The following is a 20,434-nucleotide window of genomic DNA, read 5'->3' as shown; positions in this document are numbered from 1 at the left end:
ATTTTGAGAACACGGCCTAGTCTAATCAACTCTATGGGCGCGTAACGCTCTTGGGTGTTTGCCAGCAGCACGCACTTCTCATGCTCCGCCTCATAGGGGGTCAGGTTGTCGGTGTGAGCCTCCTTCAGGGTATCGACCGCGCCGGTGGCAGCAATCATGACGCGCTGGCCCAGGGTCAGCACATTGCGGTTTCTATCGTAGATCTTCATGGCATTCTCCTTTTCGGGTGTGGGTCCCGGCCCGTGCCGGGGCAACGGACCCAGACTACGCCTCCGAAAAAACGAGATGCCTGTCACAGATCAAAAAAAGGGGAAAGAGGGACTCAGGGTGGCGGGCAAGCCGGGCGCGCTGGCAAGAGGGCCTCGCCGAGGCCGCCATTGCCTGTCGCAGGGCACGCGGGTCGCCTCCGCTTTTCATCGCCACAGGCTCGAACCGGAAAAGGGATGGGTTATAGTGGTGCCGCTCGTTTAACTGCCTTCAACCAACCGGGAGCCCATTATGAATCGTGAAATTGCCGCCCAGTTCATCAAGATGCTGACCAACCTGGACCAGTGTCTGGCCAAGGCCGAGGCCCATGCCGCGGCGAAGAAGTTCAATGTGGAGAACTTCTTCAATGAGCGCCTCATCGTCGACATGCTGCCGTTGAGCAAACAGGTGCTGATCTGCTGTGACAGCGCCCGCGCCCTGGTGGCCACCGCCAGCCTGAGCGAGCCGCCGGTGCTGGGGGATGATCCCAAGACAATGGCGGATCTGCGCGCTCATGTAGCCAAGACCATCGCCTATCTGCAGAGCAAGCTGGACGCCGACTTCAGCCAGTATGCGAGCGGCCACTACTACCCCTACTGGGCGGGTGGCAAGGGAATGGACGGCCACAGCTGCGTGCACGAGTACGGCATCCCCAACTTCTACTTCCACCTGACCATGACCTATGCCCTGCTGCGCCAGGCCGGGGTCGATCTCGGCAAGAAGGACTACCTGGGTGGCCTGAACCTGCAATAAGAACCCATCCCATCAGGCTATTTAACTCGCCATTTTGAACCCAGGCAGTGCTCGACATCCTCACGTACTCCAGTACGCTCCGGTTTCTGCGCGCTGGCTGTGTCCAAACTGCCTTCGACAATGACGCCTATTGGGATAGGTTGTAAGCCGCTGCCCTGCCGGCATGAAAAGAGCCTGCCATCCGGCAGGCTCTCTGCTTTTTGGGCCCCGGCATCCCCGGGATGGCCCCGGCATTCCCGGGATGGCATCGGCTTATTCGCTCGGGATCTCGGGCTCCACCAGGGCGGCGAGCTGGGTCAGAGACTCCTGCCAGCCGAGATAGCACATCTCGACCGGGATGAGCGCGGGTATGCCGGCCTGCTCTATGGCCAGTTCGGTGCCGCACAGCACCTGGGTGAGGGTGATGGTGACCCGCATCTCACCGGGCAGCTTGGGGTCGTCGAAACTGTCGGTGTAGCGGATGCGCTTGCCCGGCTCCAGCTCGAGATATTCACCACCGAAGGCATGGCTGTGGCCGCTGCCGAAATGGAAGAACGCCATCCTGAAGGTGCCGCTGACGCTGGCCTCCAGGTGCTCCACCCGGCAGGTGAAGCCATGGGGCGGCAACCACTTGGCCAGGGCGTCCGCCTCGATAAAGGCTCTGTATACCCGCATCGGCGGGGCCTTGAGTACGCGGTGCAGTGTCACAGTTCCAGTCGTCATGAGGGATACCTCCTCGGTTGGTCCGCAGCAAGAATAGTCGCCCACGCCGGAGTTGGCCGCTGCCGGGCTTTCCCTCAGCCGCCGAGGGCTATGGTGGCCAGTACTATGGCGACGCCTGCGGCGGCGAAGAGCACGCCTATCAGCAGGGGGCGGGGGGAACCGGCATAGCGGGCCAGTCCGTAACCAATCCCCATCAACATCAGCAGGGCGATGGCGTGGGAGAGGCGCAGGGCCGGCACGGGATCCTGCATGAAGATGAAGGGCAGCAACACGGGGAAGGTGGAGAGGAACACCATGAGGAAGACCCCCAGGCTGTTGAGCAGATCATTCCAGCGCCAGACACCCCCCTGACCCAGCTCGGGGCGTTGTTGCAGACGCACCTGCCACTCCCTGAGTTCAGGGTCGCGGCAGATCGCCGCCAGCGGGCCGGGCAGGGCGTCTCGCAGCGCCGCTATCCCCCTCTCGTCACCGGGTGTCAGCAGGCGCAATTGCTGCAACAACCGCAGGGCCCGGCTTCGTTCGGTCAGGGTGGTGATGAGGTAGACGATGGCATCTATCATGCCCCAGGCGATGTTGCAGCCGATGCCGGCGATCAGCAGATCCCTGATCTCGGCGCGCCCCGCCTCGAGCGCGTTGAAGCACCCGGTGAAGGTGAGCACCATCAGCAGGCCGAACAGGATCTCCGAGTAGCGGGAGATGGGGTCTATGGGGGAAAAACGGGGTGGGTTCATGGGGCTGTCTCTGGATGGACGTTGAGACATGAGCATGGAAGCGGCCCACGGCAAGATCAAGGAGACCCGGTGCGCCAGTCAGGTGCCGTCAAGCCTGGTGCTGCGGATGGTCCCTGCTGCTGTCATGTTCCCTGTCCTGCGTCGTACTTCTTCGCTAACGCAGTGATTTTTCAGCGGATTGGCGAGGAGTTGATCAAGGTAGAGGTTATTGCCGCCGTTCGCTCATATAATCGCCGCCATGCAAGCGACTCGGAAGGATTCGATGACAAAGCCGATGGTGGCCCTGCTGGGGTTGTTTTACGCCTGCCTGGTGTGGGCCAACCCCGTTCCCTTCGTGGCCAGTCCGTCACCGGTGGAGGGGAAGATGGAGCCGCTGCTCTCCTGGTTTACCGGCGAGTTCTCCAGCCAGGAGCAGGCCGGTTACGACCCGCGTTTCACCAGTGCCGAGCTGCGGCTGGTGGAGATCTGGCCCGGGGAAGGCCCCTTTCGCTGGGTCTATGCCGAGCAGTTCCTGACCGAGCGGGCGGTGCGCCCCTTCCGTCAGCGCATCTACCGTTTCTCCCCGCTGCCCGATGGTCGCATCCTGATGGCCGAGCTGACCATGCCGAGGGCCACCGATTTCGCCGGCGCCTGGCGCCAGCCCGAGCTGCTCGACTCCCTCACTCCGCAACAACTCTCCCTGCGCCAGGGGTGCGAGATCTGGCTGACCCGCCAGGCCAGCGGAGAGTACGCGGGCCACAGCAAGGTCGGCAGCTGTGCCACCGACTTTGGCGGCGCCACTACCCTGGTGCAGTACCTCTGGATAGGCCCCAACAGCGTCAGGCTGCTGGACAGGGCCTATGACAACGGCGCCCGCCAGCGCTGGGGCAGCCCGGGGGAGGGGTATCTCTACCTGCGCAAGGTGAAGCAACGGGGGGAATGAGCCGGACGGCGCCGTGTCACGCTGATATGTCCAGCGCCTGGCGGTGCTCGCTGAGGTAGTCGATCAGCAGCCTCAGCCGCAGCGGCATGGGCTCTCTCGCCGGATAAAGCATATTGACCGGGCGCGGGGCGGGCAGGGCATCCGGCAGTATTTCCAGCAGGGTGCCGCTGGCCAGCTCCTGGCTCAGCAGGGCCCGCGGTTGCAGCACTATGCCCGCATGATTCAGCGCCGCCACCTTGAGGGCGCTGCCATGGTTGCTGATGAAGGGGCTGTCCCACAGGTGCAACTGCTCGAGGGGAAACTCAGTGGCCAGGCTCGACTGGGTCAGCCAGGGGGCGAAGCCCAGGCAGTGGTGACGGGCGAGATCCGCGAGTTCCTGCGGGGTGCCGTGCCGTTGCAGGTAGCGCGGGGAGGCGCAGAACACCGAGGCCGAGTGGGCCAGCGGGCGGGCTATGTAGGCGGCATCCTTGGGGGGGCCGACCCGGAAGATGAGGTCGAAGCCATCACCGATCACGTCGACCAGCCGATCACAGAGATCCAGCTCGATGCGGATCTGCGGATACTGCGCCATGAAGCGGCACAGCAAGGGGGTCAGCCGATAGCTGCCGAAGGTGATGGGGGCATTGATGCGGATCTTGCCCGCCGCCTGGCCGGTGTGGGCCTGGGTGTTCTGCTCCAGCGCCCTGTAGTGTTGCAGCAGGCTCTGGCAACCGCCGAGGTACTCCCTGCCCGCCTCGGTCAGGCTCTGGCAGCGGGTGTTGCGGTTGAGCAGACGGGAGCCGACCCTGGCCTCCAGCCATTTGATGTACTTGCCGATCATGGCCGGTGTCATCTCGAAGCGGTCCGCCACGGCACTGAAGCTGCCCGCGCGGGCGACCTCGACGAAGATCTCGATGGCGGTCAGACGGTCCACTCTAAACTCCTGGTTTATAAAGCCGAGCGCCACTATGTCTGGCTGGCGAAGCGGCTGTCAATATACTGGGCGGCATCCAACCGACCGGGAAATGCCCTGCGATGAGTCTCGATTATTACGCCCTCTATCTGCTCTATCTTGGGGTGAACTCCTGGCGTCAGCGCGCGGTGAGCCCTGTGATGGGCAAAAGCTCGGATAGGGATTGCTGGCGCAGCTTCGTCAAGGGGGCGCTCATCAGCCTGCTCAACCCCAAGGCGATCATCTTCTTCACCAGCCTGTTCCCCCAGTTCATCGACTTTCGCCAGGGGGCGCTGGGCCAGTGCCTGCTGCTGGCGCTGACCTTCAGCGCCGTGGTGCTGGTGGTGCACGGCGGCTACTGCCTGGTGTTTCGCTGGGTGGGCTTGCAGGGCTATGGCGAGCGCTTCGCCAGGGGCATCAACCGGCTGTCTGCCGTGATGTTCACCGGCTTCGCGATCCTGCTGCTGATAAGGGCGCTGGGCTGAGAGAGGGCCGGGCGGGGCACCCCGCCTGGCGAAGAAGAGCGGGATGGCGCCGGATAGCGCCATCCCGCTACTGCATCAGAGTTTGAACAGCGGCCGCAGGCGTATGCCAATGATGCTGCCCGCCAGGGCCATCAGCATCCAGACCCAGCCGTGCAGGCTGCCCGACGCCGTGCCGTCGAAGAAGCCGCCCAGGTTGCAGGCGCTGTACATGGCCCCCATCCCCATCAGCAGACCGCCAATGATGGCCGCCAGACTGTTGCCTATGCGGATCGGGGTGTGATTGCCGCCGCCGCTCAGGCAACGGGCCAGCGCGGCTCCCAGGATCCCCAGCCAGAACATGCCGACCATGGGATTGATGAAGAGTGGCTGGGCCAGCTTGGGGTTGCCCTCGAACAGGCCGAACAAGGAGGCGCCGCGCAGCGCCATGTCATAGACGGCCCCCGTGATGGTCCAGGCCGAACCGTGCAGGGCCACCACGGCGGAGTTGAGCAGGGCGATCAGGATGCCGCCGGTCAGCACGGTGAAGCGGCCGTCGCGCCAGAACAGGTTGCCGCCGCCGAAGATGGGCTTGATCTCGCCGGTGCGCTTCAATTCACTCTTGCGAAACAGCAGGAACAGCACGGCGACCAGCGCCAGGTTGAGCAGCATGCCGCTCCAGATATTGCCGGTCAAATCCTTGGCAAGCACCACCTGGCTGGAGAAGGTGGCATCGAAGGTGGGACGAAACTGGTTGCTGATGAGGGTGCCGATGCCGTAGCAGATCAGCACCAGCCAGAAGCGGGGTTGCCCCTCGCCACAGCAGTAGAGGGTGCCGGTGGCGCAGACCCCCGCCAGCTGCATGCCGATGCCGAACAGGAAGGCGCCGAGGATGAAGGGGACGCCTATGGCCATGACGTTGCCCACCATGGCATCGCCAAAGAGGGCATGAGTGAAGGAGAGGAAGGTGGTGAACAGCAGGATCTCGATGGCGATGGTGAGCAGGTGCACCCGCACGTAGTAGCTGTTGCGCCGGGTCAGCATCTCGCGCCAACCGAATACTATGCCGAAGCGGCTGAAGGAGAGGGTGAAGCCGAAACCGAAGCCGATCAGTGCCATCAGGGCCCACTTCATGCCGAAGGTGGTGCCGAGCCAGAGCAAGGCTACCCCCGCGAGTGCCACTATGGGGAGCGACCATTGTCGAGTCATGCCGATACATCCGTAACGTTATTGTGGTGAAGGCGTGCATCCTAATCCCACAATGAGTCCGATGCCAGCTTGCTTGGGGTAATCTCGCTGTCAGGGCCAGGCCAAGGCCTCAGACATAGGCACTCGCCTCGACGGCCAGCTCTGCCAGGATGGAGAGGCTGGGCCGGTGATACCAAACAGCAGGTCGGTGACCAGATTGAGCGGCCGTTTCACCCGACTTAGCTGGGTCCACTCGGCGACGGGTGTGGCCTGCATGGTTCAGATATAGGCGCTCGCCTCGACGGCCAGCTCGGCCAGGATGGAGAGACTGACGGCGCCGAACAGCAGACCCGTGACCAGGTTCAGGGGCCTTTGCACCCGGCTTAGCAGGTGCTGGGCCCGGGCGGTGGAGAGGCTCCAGGCCAGCAGCCCGAACCAGGCCAGCGACAGCAGAAAGAGCTCCAGGATCAGCAGGCCCCGGGTCAGGCCATCCACCTGGGGCGTCACCATGGCCGCCAGCAATCCCATGAAGAACAACAGCGCCTTGGGGTTGAGCAGGTTGGTGGCGATCCCGGCTCTCAGCCCCCGGTTCCAGCCCTGCAACTCCCCGCCTGCCCGCAGTGCCTGAGTGGCGGAACTGCGGCGCGCCGCCTTGATCGCCCCCCAGCCGAGCCAGCCCAGATAGAGGGCACCCACCACCTTCACCGCCAGGAACAGCCAGGGCTGGCTCGCGATCAGCAGACTGATGCCGGTGAGACTGAGGGTCGCATGGAGCAGGATGGCGATGGCGATGCCAAGCGCGGCCCCGAGCGCCGTGGGCCTGTGCAGGCTGGTGCGCAGGATCAGCGCGAAATCCGGGCCCGGGCTCGCCAGGGCGATCAGGTGGATGAGACCTATGGTCAGAAACAGGCTGGTGAACATGGCATACCTCGCTACAAAGATGAGGCCGCAGCATGGGGGATGGAGGCAGGGGCTGGCTTGTAAAAGATTGCAGTGGGGTAGGTCAGCTGGGGAGCATCTGCTGACGGTAGTCCGCCGGAGTCAGCCCGAAGGCCTGGCGGAAGCCGTGGTGGAAGTGGCTCTGATCGAAGAAACCGACCGCCAGCGCCACCTCGCTCACCGGCAGGCCGCGGGCGAGCAGGAGCTTGCCGCGTTCGAGACGCAGCCGCTTGAGCCAGGCGTAGGGGGTCATGCCGGTCTTCTTCTTGAACTGGCGCAGGAAGGCGAAGCGATCCAGCCCGAACAGGGCGGCCAGATCCTCCAGGCTGTGGTGCCCGTCCAGCTGTCCCAGCAGGTAGTCGCGCAGGAACCTGATCTGGGGATCCGCCAGGGCATGGCGCTCCGGTGCCAGGTGCAGCAGTTCGCCGAGCAGGGCCAAGAGCTGGCTCTCCGCCAGCAGGGCGTCGGGCTCGGGCTGATCCAGATACATGTGCAGCCGGGCGAAGCCCTGATAGAGATCGGGGCGGCTCTGCAACCCCTTGTCGAAGAAGGGCTCCGGCTTGTCTGGCAGCCAGCGGGCCAGCTGCTCGGGGGCTATGGCGAACACCCGCACCTCGTACCCTTCCGGCAGCAGGCTGAGGCCGTCGTGCATCTCGTCCGGGTTGACGGTGGAGAGCTCGCCGCGCACCAGGTTGTGGCTGCTGCCCTTGTGGATAAACTTCTGGCCGCCCTGCTGCACCAGACCTATGTGGTAGTCCAGGTGCACGTGGCGGCCATAGCTGAACTCCCTGTGATGGGAGTGGGAGAGTTCAACCCCCGGCAGCAGCCGGGATTGCCAGTAGTGGATGCGGGATGGAGAAGCGCTCATGACCTATTGATAACCCGAAATCCGGCCCCTGGCTTGTAGATTATTGCAGGGACCGCGCGCCCGCCTTCTCAGCCTGCTTGCTGACGTCGCTTGCCGCTGCGCAGCCCGTCCAGGCTGAACAGCACCAGGGCACTCCAGATGCAGCCGAAGGTGATCATCTTGTCCAGCGCCAGCGCTTCCCCGTAGAGGGTGACCGCCAGGATGAACATCAGGCTGGGGCCTATGTATTGGAAGAAGCCCAGGGTGGAGAGCTTGAGCCGGGTGGCGGCGGCGGTGAAGCAGAGCAGGGGCGCCGTGGTGACGACCCCGGCGGCGATCAGCAGCAGGTTCAGGTGCCAGTCGTTTTGCGTGAGGTGGCTGGTGGGGCTGTCGGCGAATCCCCACAGGTAGATGGCCGCCGGTGGCAGCATGATCATGGTCTCGATCAGCAGGCCGGTGAGGGCATCCAGGGCCAGCTTCTTGCGAATGAGGCCATAGATGGCGAAGCTCGAGGCCAGCACCAGGGCTATCCAGGGCAGGGAGCCGAAGGCGATGAGCTGGACGGCGACCCCTATCACCGCCAGTCCCACCGCCCACCACTGCAGGCGACGCAGCTTCTCGCTCAGAAACACCATGCCGAGCAGCACGTTGAACAGGGGGTTGATGTAGTAGCCCAGGCTGGCATCCAGCATGTGGCCGTTGTTGATGGCCCAGATGAACAGCAGCCAGTTGCCGCCGACTGTGATGGAGGTGAAGGCCAGGGTGAGCAGCACCTTGGGTTGGCGCAGCACGACCTGCACCTTGTGCCACTGGCGGCCGATCAGGGTCAGCACCATCAGCAGGGCGCAGGACCAGATCATGCGGTGGGTCAGGATCTCGGCGGCTGGGACGGCGGAAATGGTCTTGAAGTAGATGGGCGCCAGGCCCCAAAGGGTATAGGCGCACAGGGCATAGATGATGCCCTGGCGCTGGATCTGTTGCTGCATGCGGATAACCTTCACTGGAGAGTCGGATGTTGGAAAACATCGCAAAAAATCAGTGTAGCGATCCTTTTGGGGGGAAAGAAGTTAATAAATGCCGTTTGGCGAGATTTTTACAGCATGGAATCGACTCAGCGCCGGCCACCACGGCGGATCTTCTCTACATCCATCAGCAGCCACAGCATGAGTGCGATGGCGGAGATCCAGGGACCCCAGGTCACATAGGCCTCACCCTCGCCCAGCATGAAGAAGAGCAGCGGCAGGCCCACTACCAGAAACAGTACACTTCCCAGAAAAAACAGCATTTTTATCTTTATATTTAAGGGCTTGTCTATTTGATGATTATATCGATTGAGGCCGTTGAGGAAAGGGTAAAAATGAAAAAGGGGGATTTCTCCCCCTTTGTTGTCTGATCTCGTCATATTCGACGCTAATCGAGCTGGATCCAGGTGCTTTTCAGCTCTGTGTACTTTTCCAGCGCGTGCAATGACTTGTCGCGGCCGTTGCCGGACTGCTTGAAGCCGCCGAACGGCATCGTCATGTCGCCCCCATCCCAGTTGTTGACGAAGACGGTGCCGGCGCGCAGGGCGCGGGAGCCCTTGACCGCCTTGTTGAGATCCGCCGTCCAGATCGCCGCCGCCAGGCCATAGTCGGTGTCGTTGCCAAGGGCGATAGCTTCTTCGAGCGTGTCGAAGCCGGTCACCGCCAGCACAGGGCCGAAGATCTCCTCGCGGAAGATGCGCATTTGCGGCGTCACCTCGTCAAAAATCGTGGGCTCGATATAGAAGCCGCCGCTCTCTGTGTGGGTGCGCTTGCCCCCCAGCAGCAGCTTGGCGCCCTCCTGCTGGCCGATGGCGATGTAGTTCAGTACCTGCTCCATCTGGATGCCGTCCACCATGGCGCCGATGCGGGTGGCGGGATCCAGCGGGTTGGCGGCGATCCACTCGCGGGCATGGGCCAGCAGTCGCTCCATGAATTGCGCCTTGATGCTGTTTTGCACCAGCAGGCGGGAGGCGGCGGTGCACACCTCGCCCTGGTTGTAGAAGATGGCGCCCACGGCACTCCTGGCGGCGGCGTCCAGATCAGGCGCGTCCGCCAGCACTATGTTGGGGCTCTTGCCGCCGCACTCCATAAAGGCGCGTTTCAGATTTGATTTCCCGGAGCACTGCACCAGATGCTTGCCGATCCTGGTGGAGCCGGTGAAGGTGATGCAGTCCACGTCCATATGCATGGCCAGCGCCTCACCCACTGTGTGGCCAAAGCCCGGCAGCACGTTGAACACGCCGTCCGGGATGCCCGCCTCTTTCGCGATACCGGCGATGCGCAGGGCGGTGAGGGGGGATTTTTCGGACGGCTTGAGGATGACGGAGTTGCCGGTGGCCAGCGCCGGACCCAGCTTCCAGCAGGCCATCACCAGGGGGAAGTTCCAGGGCACTATGGCGGCAACCACCCCGAGCGCCTCGCGGGTCACCAGCGCCAGGGCGGACTCTTCCACCGGGGCGACCTGATCGTAGATCTTGTCGATGGCCTCGGCGTTCCAGGCGATGCAGTTGGCGGCGGCGGGGGCGTCATAGCCCATGGCATCGCCGATGGGCTTGCCCATGTCCAGGGACTCCAGCAGGGCCAGCTCCACCTGGTTGAGGCGCATCAGCTCGGCGAAGCGCTGCATGATTAGCTTGCGCTGTTTCGGGGAGAGCCCGCTCCAGCGCTTGTCATCGAAGGCGGCGCGGGCAGCCTGCACCGCCAGCTCGGCGTCGGCGGCGTCGCAGGAGGCCACCTTGGTCAGCAGCTGGCCGTTGGCCGGGTTGATGCAATCGAAGGTGGCGCCGTTGACGGCATCCCGGTAGCTGCCGTCGATAAAGGCTTGCGAGGGCAGGGTCAGATGGGCGGCCTTGTGTTGCCACTGGGCCAGGGTCAGGTCACTCATGTTCACTCCTTGAACCGGCAAAGATAGTCTCCGCGTATCAATATGCTAAACATCCTGCCGCTTGTAAATCCATCTTGTAACAATTCATTAAACACTTGCCGCCCAATGCCCGAGTTCAGACCCCGATCTGCGGCGGACTTTACCCAGGCAGCGGGGCCGTTTCGTGGAGGGGCGAGCGGCTCTGGTCACCCATGGGGATCAGAAGCTGGCTGGCGTGTTGGCCGAGATAAGCACGCACTCCTGCTCCCCTATGTTGCGGAAACGGTGCGGGGTGCGGCTGTCGAAGTAGTAGCCATCACCGGGCGCCAGCAGGTGTACCTGCTCGCCGACGGTGACCTCCACCTGACCCTGGATGACGATGCCGCACTCTTCCCCCTCGTGGCTCAGCATGTCGTCGCCGGTATCGGCGCCCGGGGGCAGTACCTCCTGCATCATGCCGATGGCACGGTTGGCACGGCTGTGGCCCACCAGTCGATAGCTGATGGGGTGGGTGCCGAGATCCGGCATGTCGTCCGCGCGGAAGATCACCTCGGAATCCATCTCCGTCTCATCGGTGAAGAAGCTGGCGAGCGACATGGGGATGCCTTCCAGCACCTTGCGCAGCGACGCGACCGAGGGGCTCACCTGATTTTTCTCGATCTGGGAGATAAAACCGTTGGTCACACCGGAGCGCTTGGCCAGCTCGCGCTGGGAGAGGGCCGCCTTGGTGCGAACCGCCTTGAGGCGGTGACCGATATCCATCGATAGACACTCCTTGACTGTTTACTATTATTAAAATTGTGTTAAATATCTTATACCACCCCGAGGGGGTGACACCAAGCAGGGCGATGAAAGGCCCTTTTTTATGGATTCAGGTGTTTAATTTAATAGGCATCAGCCAAGTGTTACTAAACGCCTTAAGGATGAGGTGACCATGAAACCGATTAGCGACATCAATACCCCTTCCGACATGTCCGCCTTCTGGATGCCCTTCACCGCCAATCAGCAGTTCAAGGCGGCGCCGCGCATCCTGAAGTCGGCAGAGGGGATGTATTATCACTCAGAGGATGGCCGCAAGATACTGGATGGCACCGCCGGGCTCTGGTGTTGCAACGCGGGCCATGGTCGGCGCGAGATTGCCGAGGCGGTCTCCCAGCAGATCTCCCACCTCGATTTCGCCCCCACGTTCCAGATGGGCCACCCTCTGCCGTTCGAGCTGGCCAACCAGCTGGTGGAGATAGCCCCCAAGGGCTTCGGCCACGTCTTCTATACCAACTCAGGCTCGGAATCCGTCGATACGGCGCTCAAGATAGCGCTGGCCTGGCAGCGAGCCCGCGGTCAGGGCACCCGCACCCGGCTCATAGGTCGCGAGCGCGGCTATCACGGGGTCGGCTTCGGTGGCATCTCGGTGGGGGGCATTCCCGGCAACCGCAAGTGGTTCGGCTCCCTGCTTGGGGGGGTGGATCACCTGCCCCACACCCTCAACATAGGGAAAAATGCTTTCACCAAGGGGTTGCCCGAGGAAGATCTCAGCCTGGCCGACGAGCTGGAGAAGATCGTCTTCCTCCATGATGCCAGCAACATAGCGGCCGTCATCGTCGAACCCATCGCCGGCAGTACCGGCGTCATCATGCCCCCCAAGGGCTACCTCAAGCGGCTGAGGGAGATCTGTACCAAACACGGCATCCTGCTGATCTTCGACGAGGTGATCACCGGCTTCGGCCGCCTGGGCTCCGCCTTTGCCGCCCAGGAGTTCGACGTCATCCCCGACCTTATCACCTGCGCCAAGGGGCTCACCAACGGCGCCATCCCCATGGGCGCCGTGCTGGTGCGCAATGGCATCTATGACGACATGATGGCCGCCGGCAAGGGCGCCATCGAGCTGTTCCACGGCTACACCTACTCGGGTCACCCTGTGGCCGCCGCCGCGGGTCTGGCGACCCTCGAGATCTACCGCAGCGAGAACCTGCTCCATCGCGCCGCGGATCTGGCTGGCTATTGGGAGGAGGCGGCGCATTCCCTCAGGGGCTGCAAGCATGTGAAGGATGTGCGCAACTACGGCCTGGTGGCGGGCATAGAGCTGGAATCCATGCCGGATGCGCCGGGCAAGCGGGCCTACGAGGTGTTCGTGCGCTGCTTCGAGAAGGGGGCGCTTATCCGGGTGACCGGCGACATCATAGCCCTGTCGCCACCCCTCATCATCGAGCGCAGCGAGATCGACGACCTCTTCACCCTGCTGCAGGATGTCCTGCAGGCCCAGGACTGATACTTACCCTTTGTTGCATGGCGCCCGCCGGGCGCCCTCTTCCTGTGCCTGATGCCCACGGCCGCGCACAAGGATGACGCGAATGACCCATCACGGAGGATTTATGAGTTACAGGATCGACAACTTCATCGACGGCGAAACCACAGAGAGTCGCAGCGAGCGTTTCGGCGCCATCTTCGATCCGGCCACCGGCCAGCAGCAGGGCACTGTGGCCCTCTCCACCGCCGCCGAGTGCCTCGATGCCATCGCCAGCGCCGAGCGCGCCTTCGCCGACTGGTCCCAGACCCCGCCGCTGGTGCGGGCACGGGTGATGTTCCGCTTCAAGGAGCTGATGGAGCAGCACAGGGACGAGCTGGCCCGCCTCATCAGCCGCGAGCACGGCAAGGTCTTCTCCGACGCCCAGGGGGAGCTGACCCGGGGGCTGGAAGTGGTGGAGTTTGCCTGCGGCATTCCCCATCTGCTCAAGGGGGAACACTCCCTCAACGTGGGCCGGGGGGTGGACAGCCACTCCATGATGCAGCCCGTGGGGGTGTGCGCCGGCATCACGCCGTTCAACTTCCCGGCCATGGTGCCGCTCTGGATGTTCCCGGTGGCGCTGGCCTGCGGCAACAGCTTCATCCTCAAGCCGTCCGAGAAGGATCCCTCCCTGGCCCTGCGCATGGCCGAGCTGCTCAAGCAGGCGGGCCTGCCGGACGGGGTGCTGAACGTGGTCAACGGCGACAAGGAGGTGGTGGACGTGCTGCTGACCGACCCGCGTGTACAGGCGGTGTCCTTCGTCGGCTCCACCCCCATAGCCCAGTACATCTATGCCACCGCCTCGGCTCACGGCAAGCGGGTGCAGGCCCTGGGCGGTGCCAAGAACCACATGCTGGTGATGCCGGATGCGGATCTCGATCAGGCGGTCTCCGCCCTGATGGGGGCGGCCTATGGCGCGGCCGGCGAGCGTTGCATGGCGATCTCGGTGGCCCTGGTGGTGGGCGATGCCACCGCCGATGCCCTGGTGGCCAAGCTCAAGCCGCTGGTGGAGGCACTGCGGGTCGGGCCCGGCCTTGGTCCGATCCCGGAGAACGAGATGGGCCCCCTCATCAGTCGCGAGCACCTGGCCAAGGTGCGCGGCTACGTGGATCAGGGGGTGGCAGAGGGCGCCAGTCTGGTGGTCGATGGTCGCGGTGTCAGCCACGGTGAGGGCTACTTTATCGGCGGCAGTCTGTTCGACCGGGTCGGCCCCGAGATGCGCATCTACCGGGAGGAGATCTTCGGCCCCGTGCTCGCCATAGTGCGGGCGCCGGACTACGAGACGGCCCTGCGCCTCATCAACGAACACGAGTATGGCAACGGCACCGCCATCTTTACCTGCGACGGGGATACCGCAAGGGACTTCACCACAAGGGTTCAGGTCGGTATGGTAGGGGTGAACGTCCCCATTCCCGTGCCCATGGCGTTTCACAGCTTCGGTGGCTGGAAGCGGTCCATCTTCGGGCCGCTCAACATGCACGGGCCGGACGGGGTACGCTTCTATACCCGGATGAAGACGGTGACAGCACGCTGGCCCCAGAGCTTGCGGGCCGGCGCCGAGTTCTCCATGCCGACCATGAAATGATCAACATGCAGCAGCTAGCCCTGGCATGGCCCGGCGGAAGGAGTCCGCCGGCGTGTCCCGCTATCCCTGTGAAGGAGTAACAGATGCGACTGGGAATTCTCGATTGTGACCGGCTGGACCCCGACTTGGTTGGGAGTTTCGGCCCCGTTTACTCCGAGATGTTTATCAAGGGCTTCCGGGCGCTGGCCCCGGCGCTGGAATACAGGGTCTGGTCGGCGCTCGATGGGGAGCTGCCGAGCGACTTGAACGAGTGCGATGCCTGGCTCATCACAGGATCGCGCCACGATGCCTACAGCGACATTCCCTGGATCCTGGCGCTGCGCGACTGGATCCGGCGGGCCCACGATGCCAACGTCAAGCTGGCCGGTATCTGCTTCGGCCATCAGGTGATCGCCCAGGCACTGGGGGGAGAGGTGGTGAAGTCCACCAAGGGCTGGGGGCTCGGGGTCTCAGTTCACCCCATGCAGGAGGCGAAACCCTGGATGCAGCCCGGGCTGGAGACCATCAGGATCCTGGCCAGTCACCAGGATCAGGTGGAGCAGCTGCCACCGGGGGCGACCCTGCTGGCGGGCAACGATTTTTGCCCGAACTTCATGTTCCTGCAGGGGGATCATATAGTCGCCATCCAGGGTCATCCGGAGTTCTCGGTGGAATACAACCGGGCGCTGATCGAGCGGCGGCGGGATCGGCTGCCCGACGAGCACTACCAGAGCAGCCTCTCCTCCCTGGAGGGAGAAGTGGACTCGGCCACCATGATGCAGTGGTTGCTGCAGTTCCTCGGCATGCTGCCGGTCGGCCCCGCAGTGCGCTGAGCGTCCGTTTGTCATATCCCCCCGGCAGATGCTAGATTTTGTAGCAAAATGAAGGATCAAGCGGTGATATGCCGAGTTCGGATGGTACACTGGCCGCCATTTGTGGCGGCCTTGTCCATCTGATGACAGCCGCGCCAGCCTGTGAGGGTGCAACCTTGAAACTACAGCAGTTGAAGTATCTGATCGCGGTGCGGGACCACAATCTCAACGTCTCCGTCGCTTCCGATGCGCTCTATACCAGCCAGCCTGGGGTGAGCAAGCAGATCGGCTTGCTGGAGAGCGAGCTGGGGGTGCGCATCTTCGAGCGTCGCGGCAAGCACCTGCACAGGATCACCCCTGTGGGGGAGGAGATCATCAAGTGCGCCGAGGCCATGCTCAACATAGAGAGCAAGATCAAGGCCATCTCCCGGGAGTACCTGGACCCGACAGTGGGCACCCTCAACATCCACACCACCCACACCATAGCCCGCTACCTGCTGCCCAAAAGCGTCACCTATTTCACCAAGAAGTACCCCAAGATCTCGTTCCACCTGCACCCCGTGATGTCGGCCACCAAGGAGCAGATCAGCAAGGGTTACTCGGATTTTTCCATCGTGGCCCACGAGATAGGCTTCGACAAGGAGCTGATCGCGCTGCCCGCCTACCTCTGGACCCTGTCGCTGGTGGTGCCGCAGGATCACCCTCTGGCCAAGGTGAAGAAACCGACCCTGGAGCAGCTCTGCCAGTACCCCATCCTCAGCTACGAGAGTGGTGCCACCGGGCGTCAGGTGCAGGACAGGGTGTTCCAGGCAGCCGGCCTCAGCCCCAACTACTACATGACTGTGATGGATGCGGGCGTCATCAAGCGCTACGTGGAGCTGGGCTTTGGCATCGGCATCATCTCGTCGCTGGTGGCCAACGACCACGATGCCCCCAGCCTGGTGGCCATCAACCTGGAGCACCTGTTCGAGCCCTGCCCGGCCCAGCTCTGCTTCAGCAAGAGCATACTGCTGCAGAACTACATGTATGACTTCATCAGCTCCTTCTCCCCCCATCTCACCAAGGAGATGATCCAGAACGTGATGCAGCAGCCGACCCAGGCGCGCATCGACGAACTGCTGGTCGGGGTGGAGCTGCCCGTCTACTGAGTCGTCTTCCGTCATCGGTCCGGCGTCGCTGGATGCCGGACCCGCCCTGCCGAGGTCCCCATGTCCCGCATCCTGCTGCTTGCCAATCTCAACTGTGATCATGTGCTCTCCCTGGCCGAACCCCTGGTCGCGGGGGCACGGATGCAATACGTGGATCAGGGGCGCAGGCTCGGCGGCGGCGCCGCCAACACCGGCATAGGGCTGGTGTGGGCGGGGCATGAGGTCATCATTGCCTCCCGCATCGGGCTGGACGAGACCGGCGACTGGCTGCTGGAGCAGGCGACGGGCCATGGGCTGGACTGCTCCCACGTGGAGCGCTTTGGCGGCGAGACGGGGGAGCTGCTGGTGCTGGTGGACTCCACCGGGGAGCGCACCATTCTAAGGCGTCCGCGCCGCCCGGATCTGCCAGGCGACTTGCCGCTGGAGGGGGTGGATTGCCTCTATGTGAACTATCCGGGCACCGCCATCATCGGCTACATGCGCCAGATGCTCGCCAGAAGCTTCGTGGTGGCACAGTATCCCAAGGGCGGGCAAAGCCGCCGCCCCTGCCACGTGCTGGTGGCCTCCCGCGCCGATCTCGCCGAGGTGGGCGATCCCTGGCGGCATGCCAGGGAGCTCGCAGGGGAGCAGCTCGAATGGCTGGTGCTGACCGAGGGCAAGGCGGGGGCCGTTGCCATCCACGGCGAGGAGCAGGTGCGGGTGGCGGCGCGGCCGGTGTCCGTGGTCGACACCACGGGGGCGGGGGATGCCTTCGCTGGCGGCCTTATCCACGGTCTGGCCCGCGGCATGGCGATGGGGGATGCCCTGCAGTGCGCGGTGGACTGGGGCGCCTTCGCGGTCGCCTCCGAGAGTTCCATCCCTTCCCAGGCCCTGAAAACCTGGCTGAAACATCCCCACTGACAGACTCTAACCGGCCCGCTAGCCGGACTGTGGCCCCCTGCCTGCCGATGGAATTTAGCCGCCGGAAATGGCCAAAACCCCGCCCCGAGCCGGCAAGTTTGCGATCAATCAAAGAAAGTGTCGATTTATGTACATCTTCGTCGACACCCGCCAGAGCTGCTCTTAACCTTGTCACTCCACGACCCGGCTGAAGAAGCGACACCTGTGCGGGCGCACGTGCAGTCTCACCTCTCTGGCCACTGGCTGTCGTCCTGATTTCTGGCTTGTAGTAAGAGGCAAGTGCGACCATGCAACTGACACGATTTACCGACTACGCCCTGCGTACCCTGACCTTTCTGGCTATCCAGCCCGGTGATCGCCTGTCGACCATCACGGAAGTGGCCGACACCTTCGCCATCTCCCGCAACCACGTGGTCAAGATAGTGCATCAGCTCGGCATCAAGGGGTACATCGAAACGGTACGTGGCAAGCATGGTGGCATCCGTCTCGGCCGCTCAGCCGTCTCCATCAACCTGCGCGATGTGGTGATGGACATGGAGCACGTGCTCTGCCCGGTGGACTGCAAGCGCGAGAACTGCCGCCTCTCCGGCGGCTGCCGCATCCAGGGCATACTGCGCCGCGCCATGAACGCCTTCCTCGAGGTGCTGGGGGAATACACCCTGGCGGATGCGGTGCGGGATCCGACCCGCCTGTGCCACCTGCTTGGCATCGAGCAGGACAATATCCTGACCATGGCCTGAGGGTCATGACGCTGAAAGGGCCCCTCGGGGCCCTTTTTGCTGTCTGGCATGCATGCCGGGGACGGATGTGAGTGCGTCGGGATGCCGGAGTCGTCAGAGCTGGGGGATCAGGGTGATGGCGCCGTGCAGGCAGGCGAGGCCACAGGCGCCGCAACCGTCGCAGGCCGCCATGTTGACGCTCACCCCCTCGCTGCTGGCCTTGATCGCCTGCTGGGGGCAGGCATCCTCACACAGCAGGCAGTAGAAGCCCTGACGGGCCTGACAGCTCGCCTCTATCCTGACCCGGGTCTGCACCTGGCGGCCGAGCCGCAGGTCCAGCGCCCCGGTGGGACAGGCTCTGGCGCAGCTGCCGCAGTAGCTGCACTGGCCGCAGGCGAGATCCAGCACAGGGGTGCCGGCTATGGGGGTGCCGACATATTCGGGCTGGTCGGCGGGTTTGAGCAGGCCGTTGGGGCAGGCCTTGAAGCACTCGCCGCAGCGGCGGCACAGAGCGAGGAATTGCGACTCTTCGATGGCCCAGGGCGGGCGCGCCTCGTGGCAAACCATGTCCGGTTTGCGGGAGCCCCCCAGTGCGTGCGTCAGCCAGCGACAGAAAAAATGAGTCATGCTCACCCCTATACCTATTAGGGGTTAATTTTATCCAGTTTTCCGCCGGCAAGCCAGAGAATAGCGCCGGCCAGGATCGCAAGCCGGGTTGCCCTTGTGTAAGCTAGGCGAGTCTTTTTGCGGGATCTGATGAACTCATGTGGTTATTTCTGTGGCGTGCTTCTCTGCTGTATATCTTCCCCCTGCTGATGTGGGCCTACTGCCGCATCAAGGAGATCGAGTTCACCGAGCTCGACACCGGGGTCAACAGTCACAAGTGGGTGGTGCTGGCCGCCTACCTCATCTATGTGCTGTTCTGGCTGCTGCTCAACCGTTATCTCGAACTCTTCCTGCGCCAGCGGAGCCGCCGATGATCGCCGCACGCGTTGATGTCCAGCACTTCCTGTGTCGGCGGAGTCGGCGATGATCCCGATGATGACCTGGCTGCCTGCCTTGCTGGCGGGTCTGCTGGCCCTGCTCCTCGGCTGGCTGGCGGGGCGTCGCACGGCCCGGGAGGAGACACTGCTCACCGAGGAGCGCCATCAGGCGTTGCAGGACAGGTTCGACGAGCTGCAGGACGAGAAGATGCTGGGCCAGCAGAAGCTGGAGCAGCAGCAGGCCCTGCTGCTCAAGCTCACCGCTCGCCTCAAGGATGCCGAAGCCACACTGCGCAGCGAGCGCATTGCCAGCGCCGAGAAGCTGCAACTGCAACAGCAGGCGGAGGCCCGCCTCAGCCAGCAGTTCGAGAACCTCGCCAACCGTATCTTCGAACAAAACTCAGGTAACTTCCGCGAACTGAACCAGAACAGCCTGGATCTGCTGCTGACACCGCTCAAGGAGCAGCTCGAGGGTTTCCGTCGCCAGGTGGGGGAGACCCACGCTCAGGAGACGGCCCAGCGCCACAGCCTCAAGTTCGAGCTGGAGCGCCTCGCCGAGCTCAATGCCCGCATGACCGAAGAGGCCGCGGCCCTGACCCGGGCCCTCAAGGGGGACAGCAAGCAGCAAGGCAACTGGGGTGAGGTGGTGCTGGCCCGTATCCTCTCCGAGTGCGGCCTGCGGGAGGGCCACGAGTACCACACCCAGGTCAATATCGAGGTGGACAAGGGCAAGCGCTATCAGCCCGACGTCATAGTCCACCTGCCGCAGGACAAAGACATCATCATAGACGCCAAGGTGTCGCTGACCGCCTACGAGCGCTGGTACAACGCGGACGACGAGCTGGAGAAGGCGGTGGCGCTCAAGGAGCACGTTGCCTCGGTGCGCAACCACATCCGCGAGCTGGGCCGCAAGGATTACCAGCAGCTGCCCGGGGTGCGCACCCTGGACTATGTGCTGATGTTCGTGGCGGTGGAGCCCGCCTTCCTCACCGCCCTGGAGGCCGATCCCTCCCTGGTACGTTACGGGCTGGATCACAACATACTGCTGGTGAGCCCCACCAACCTGATGGTGGCGCTGCGCACCATAGAGAACCTGTGGCGCTACGAGCGGCAGAACCAGAACTCGCGCCAGATAGCGGAGCGGGCCGGCCGCCTCTACGAGAAGCTGCGGCTCTTCGTGGAGGAGATGCAGCAGATGGGCGGCAGCCTGCACAAGGCGCAGGAGAGCTACGACAAGGCGATGGGGCGGCTGGTCAACGGCCGTGGCAACCTGATCGCCCAGGTCGAGCGTTTTCGCGAGCTGGGGGTGGAGGTCACCAAGCCCCTGCCTGAGCCCCTGGTCAACCGCGCGCTGGAGCGGGAAGACGCCGCCGACTGAAGCAAGGGCGACGGTCGAACGCAGACAAAAAGGGCAGCCCGCG

At 63.6% G+C, this 20,434-nt stretch carries 22 protein-coding genes and 1 pseudogene; 11 read left to right on the top strand and 12 right to left on the bottom strand.

All coding sequences use genetic code 11. The features are described from left to right. On the bottom strand, positions 1–209 hold a 209-nt coding region (gene ydfZ, locus G4923_RS20770; protein WP_163138169.1), incomplete at its 3' end, for a putative selenium delivery protein YdfZ. Between the two features lie 289 nt (positions 210–498). Between ydfZ and G4923_RS20765 the strand changes: the two genes are divergently transcribed. Continuing rightward, positions 499–999: a DUF1993 domain-containing protein gene (locus G4923_RS20765; RefSeq protein ID WP_106885286.1), complete on the top strand. Its 501-nt coding sequence runs from the start codon at positions 499–501 to the stop codon at positions 997–999. A gap of 252 nt (positions 1,000–1,251) precedes the next feature. Here the strand turns inward: G4923_RS20765 and G4923_RS20760 are convergent, their stop codons facing one another. Together G4923_RS20760 and G4923_RS20755 are read right to left on the bottom strand one after the other, a co-directional pair. After that, positions 1,252–1,701, bottom strand: coding sequence for an SRPBCC family protein (locus G4923_RS20760; protein ID WP_163138168.1), 450 nt, complete (start codon positions 1,699–1,701; stop codon positions 1,252–1,254). A 74-nt stretch (positions 1,702–1,775) separates the two neighbouring features. Next, complete coding sequence (locus tag G4923_RS20755; protein WP_111911680.1) at positions 1,776–2,432, bottom strand: VIT1/CCC1 transporter family protein; 657 nt, start codon at positions 2,430–2,432, stop codon at positions 1,776–1,778. 262 nt (positions 2,433–2,694) lie between these two features. On the opposite strand from G4923_RS20755, the gene G4923_RS20750 reads away from it, so the two are divergent. Further along, the gene (locus tag G4923_RS20750) at positions 2,695–3,354 is read left to right on the top strand and encodes a chromophore lyase CpcT/CpeT (protein ID WP_205597065.1); all 660 of its coding nucleotides are present in this window, start codon (positions 2,695–2,697) and stop codon (positions 3,352–3,354) included. A gap of 16 nt (positions 3,355–3,370) precedes the next feature. Here G4923_RS20750 and G4923_RS20745 read toward each other — a convergent pair whose 3' ends face one another. Continuing rightward, positions 3,371–4,267, bottom strand: coding sequence for a LysR substrate-binding domain-containing protein (locus G4923_RS20745; RefSeq protein ID WP_163138166.1), 897 nt, complete (start codon positions 4,265–4,267; stop codon positions 3,371–3,373). A gap of 119 nt (positions 4,268–4,386) precedes the next feature. On the opposite strand from G4923_RS20745, the pseudogene G4923_RS20740 reads away from it, so the two are divergent. After that, positions 4,387–4,770 (top strand): annotated as a pseudogene (locus G4923_RS20740) (LysE family translocator); the annotation flags it as partial. Between the two features lie 75 nt (positions 4,771–4,845). On the opposite strand, the gene G4923_RS20735 reads toward G4923_RS20740, so the two are convergent. From G4923_RS20735 to G4923_RS20705, 7 genes are all read right to left on the bottom strand, one after another. Then, on the bottom strand, positions 4,846–5,955 hold the full coding sequence (locus G4923_RS20735; protein WP_240455378.1) for a YeeE/YedE thiosulfate transporter family protein: 1,110 nt from the start codon (positions 5,953–5,955) through the stop codon (positions 4,846–4,848). A gap of 258 nt (positions 5,956–6,213) precedes the next feature. Further along, positions 6,214–6,855: a LysE family translocator gene (locus G4923_RS20730; protein ID WP_106885281.1), complete on the bottom strand. Its 642-nt coding sequence runs from the start codon at positions 6,853–6,855 to the stop codon at positions 6,214–6,216. An 82-nt stretch (positions 6,856–6,937) separates the two neighbouring features. Next, positions 6,938–7,741 carry an AraC family transcriptional regulator gene (locus tag G4923_RS20725; protein WP_111911674.1) on the bottom strand — a complete coding sequence of 268 codons (804 nt, stop codon included), beginning with the start codon at positions 7,739–7,741 and terminating at the stop codon, positions 6,938–6,940. A 68-nt stretch (positions 7,742–7,809) separates the two neighbouring features. Next, a complete protein-coding gene (rarD, locus tag G4923_RS20720; protein WP_111911672.1) occupies positions 7,810–8,706 on the bottom strand; it encodes an EamA family transporter RarD in 897 nt (298 codons plus the stop codon). A 125-nt stretch (positions 8,707–8,831) separates the two neighbouring features. Then, on the bottom strand, positions 8,832–9,005 hold the full coding sequence (locus G4923_RS20715; RefSeq protein ID WP_163138165.1) for a hypothetical protein: 174 nt from the start codon (positions 9,003–9,005) through the stop codon (positions 8,832–8,834). A 125-nt stretch (positions 9,006–9,130) separates the two neighbouring features. Continuing rightward, positions 9,131–10,627, bottom strand: coding sequence for an aldehyde dehydrogenase (locus G4923_RS20710; RefSeq protein WP_163138164.1), 1,497 nt, complete (start codon positions 10,625–10,627; stop codon positions 9,131–9,133). Between the two features lie 198 nt (positions 10,628–10,825). Next, positions 10,826–11,368: a cupin domain-containing protein gene (locus G4923_RS20705; protein WP_163138163.1), complete on the bottom strand. Its 543-nt coding sequence runs from the start codon at positions 11,366–11,368 to the stop codon at positions 10,826–10,828. A gap of 172 nt (positions 11,369–11,540) precedes the next feature. Between G4923_RS20705 and aptA the strand changes: the two genes are divergently transcribed. The 6 genes from aptA to G4923_RS20675 all read left to right on the top strand — a co-directional run bounded on the left by aptA (position 11,541) and on the right by G4923_RS20675 (position 18,051). Continuing rightward, the gene (gene aptA / locus G4923_RS20700) at positions 11,541–12,872 is read left to right on the top strand and encodes an omega-aminotransferase AptA (protein WP_163138162.1); all 1,332 of its coding nucleotides are present in this window, start codon (positions 11,541–11,543) and stop codon (positions 12,870–12,872) included. A gap of 103 nt (positions 12,873–12,975) precedes the next feature. After that, complete coding sequence (locus G4923_RS20695; protein WP_139744998.1) at positions 12,976–14,472, top strand: CoA-acylating methylmalonate-semialdehyde dehydrogenase; 1,497 nt, start codon at positions 12,976–12,978, stop codon at positions 14,470–14,472. Positions 14,473–14,555: 83 nt separating this feature from the next. After that, complete coding sequence (locus tag G4923_RS20690) at positions 14,556–15,284, top strand: glutamine amidotransferase-related protein (protein ID WP_042650122.1); 729 nt, start codon at positions 14,556–14,558, stop codon at positions 15,282–15,284. A 155-nt stretch (positions 15,285–15,439) separates the two neighbouring features. Beyond that, positions 15,440–16,411, top strand: a complete 972-nt coding sequence (locus tag G4923_RS20685; protein WP_025325328.1) for a LysR substrate-binding domain-containing protein — start codon at positions 15,440–15,442, stop codon at positions 16,409–16,411. Between the two features lie 60 nt (positions 16,412–16,471). Further along, positions 16,472–17,311 carry a PfkB family carbohydrate kinase gene (locus G4923_RS20680; protein ID WP_025325329.1) on the top strand — a complete coding sequence of 280 codons (840 nt, stop codon included), beginning with the start codon at positions 16,472–16,474 and terminating at the stop codon, positions 17,309–17,311. 287 nt (positions 17,312–17,598) lie between these two features. Beyond that, positions 17,599–18,051 (top strand): Rrf2 family transcriptional regulator, encoded by a 453-nt coding sequence (locus G4923_RS20675; RefSeq protein ID WP_005326180.1) that lies wholly within the window; start codon positions 17,599–17,601, stop codon positions 18,049–18,051. Positions 18,052–18,144: 93 nt separating this feature from the next. Here G4923_RS20675 and G4923_RS20670 read toward each other — a convergent pair whose 3' ends face one another. Next, positions 18,145–18,657 carry a ferredoxin-type protein NapF gene (locus G4923_RS20670; protein ID WP_025325330.1) on the bottom strand — a complete coding sequence of 171 codons (513 nt, stop codon included), beginning with the start codon at positions 18,655–18,657 and terminating at the stop codon, positions 18,145–18,147. A 137-nt stretch (positions 18,658–18,794) separates the two neighbouring features. Between G4923_RS20670 and G4923_RS20665 the strand changes: the two genes are divergently transcribed. Continuing rightward, positions 18,795–19,010 (top strand): hypothetical protein, encoded by a 216-nt coding sequence (locus G4923_RS20665; RefSeq protein ID WP_025325331.1) that lies wholly within the window; start codon positions 18,795–18,797, stop codon positions 19,008–19,010. A 49-nt stretch (positions 19,011–19,059) separates the two neighbouring features. Then, the gene (gene rmuC / locus G4923_RS20660; protein WP_163138161.1) at positions 19,060–20,391 is read left to right on the top strand and encodes a DNA recombination protein RmuC; all 1,332 of its coding nucleotides are present in this window, start codon (positions 19,060–19,062) and stop codon (positions 20,389–20,391) included. The last annotated feature ends 43 nt before the right edge of the window (positions 20,392–20,434 follow it).

Origin of the sequence: Aeromonas rivipollensis, assembly GCF_010974825.1 — a bacterium.
Taxonomy (GTDB): Bacteria; Pseudomonadota; Gammaproteobacteria; order Enterobacterales; family Aeromonadaceae; genus Aeromonas; species Aeromonas rivipollensis.
Note: the sequence above shows the minus strand (reverse complement) of the source record. Positions and strands in the feature narration are given on the sequence as shown.

Coding starts and splice junctions, on each gene's coding strand:
- G4923_RS20765 (WP_106885286.1), top strand. CDS start 499: ATGAATCGTGAAATTGCCGCCCAGTTCATCAAGATGCTGACCAACCTG.
- G4923_RS20760 (WP_163138168.1), bottom strand. CDS start 1,701: ATGACGACTGGAACTGTGACACTGCACCGCGTACTCAAGGCCCCGCCG.
- G4923_RS20755 (WP_111911680.1), bottom strand. CDS start 2,432: ATGAACCCACCCCGTTTTTCCCCCATAGACCCCATCTCCCGCTACTCG.
- G4923_RS20750 (WP_205597065.1), top strand. CDS start 2,695: ATGACAAAGCCGATGGTGGCCCTGCTGGGGTTGTTTTACGCCTGCCTG.
- G4923_RS20735 (WP_240455378.1), bottom strand. CDS start 5,955: ATGACTCGACAATGGTCGCTCCCCATAGTGGCACTCGCGGGGGTAGCC.
- G4923_RS20730 (WP_106885281.1), bottom strand. CDS start 6,855: ATGTTCACCAGCCTGTTTCTGACCATAGGTCTCATCCACCTGATCGCC.
- G4923_RS20725 (WP_111911674.1), bottom strand. CDS start 7,741: ATGAGCGCTTCTCCATCCCGCATCCACTACTGGCAATCCCGGCTGCTG.
- rarD (WP_111911672.1), bottom strand. CDS start 8,706: ATGCAGCAACAGATCCAGCGCCAGGGCATCATCTATGCCCTGTGCGCC.
- G4923_RS20715 (WP_163138165.1), bottom strand. CDS start 9,005: ATGCTGTTTTTTCTGGGAAGTGTACTGTTTCTGGTAGTGGGCCTGCCG.
- G4923_RS20710 (WP_163138164.1), bottom strand. CDS start 10,627: ATGAGTGACCTGACCCTGGCCCAGTGGCAACACAAGGCCGCCCATCTG.
- G4923_RS20705 (WP_163138163.1), bottom strand. CDS start 11,368: ATGGATATCGGTCACCGCCTCAAGGCGGTTCGCACCAAGGCGGCCCTC.
- aptA (WP_163138162.1), top strand. CDS start 11,541: ATGAAACCGATTAGCGACATCAATACCCCTTCCGACATGTCCGCCTTC.
- G4923_RS20695 (WP_139744998.1), top strand. CDS start 12,976: ATGAGTTACAGGATCGACAACTTCATCGACGGCGAAACCACAGAGAGT.
- G4923_RS20690 (WP_042650122.1), top strand. CDS start 14,556: ATGCGACTGGGAATTCTCGATTGTGACCGGCTGGACCCCGACTTGGTT.
- G4923_RS20680 (WP_025325329.1), top strand. CDS start 16,472: ATGTCCCGCATCCTGCTGCTTGCCAATCTCAACTGTGATCATGTGCTC.
- G4923_RS20675 (WP_005326180.1), top strand. CDS start 17,599: ATGCAACTGACACGATTTACCGACTACGCCCTGCGTACCCTGACCTTT.
- G4923_RS20670 (WP_025325330.1), bottom strand. CDS start 18,657: ATGACTCATTTTTTCTGTCGCTGGCTGACGCACGCACTGGGGGGCTCC.
- G4923_RS20665 (WP_025325331.1), top strand. CDS start 18,795: ATGTGGTTATTTCTGTGGCGTGCTTCTCTGCTGTATATCTTCCCCCTG.
- rmuC (WP_163138161.1), top strand. CDS start 19,060: ATGATCCCGATGATGACCTGGCTGCCTGCCTTGCTGGCGGGTCTGCTG.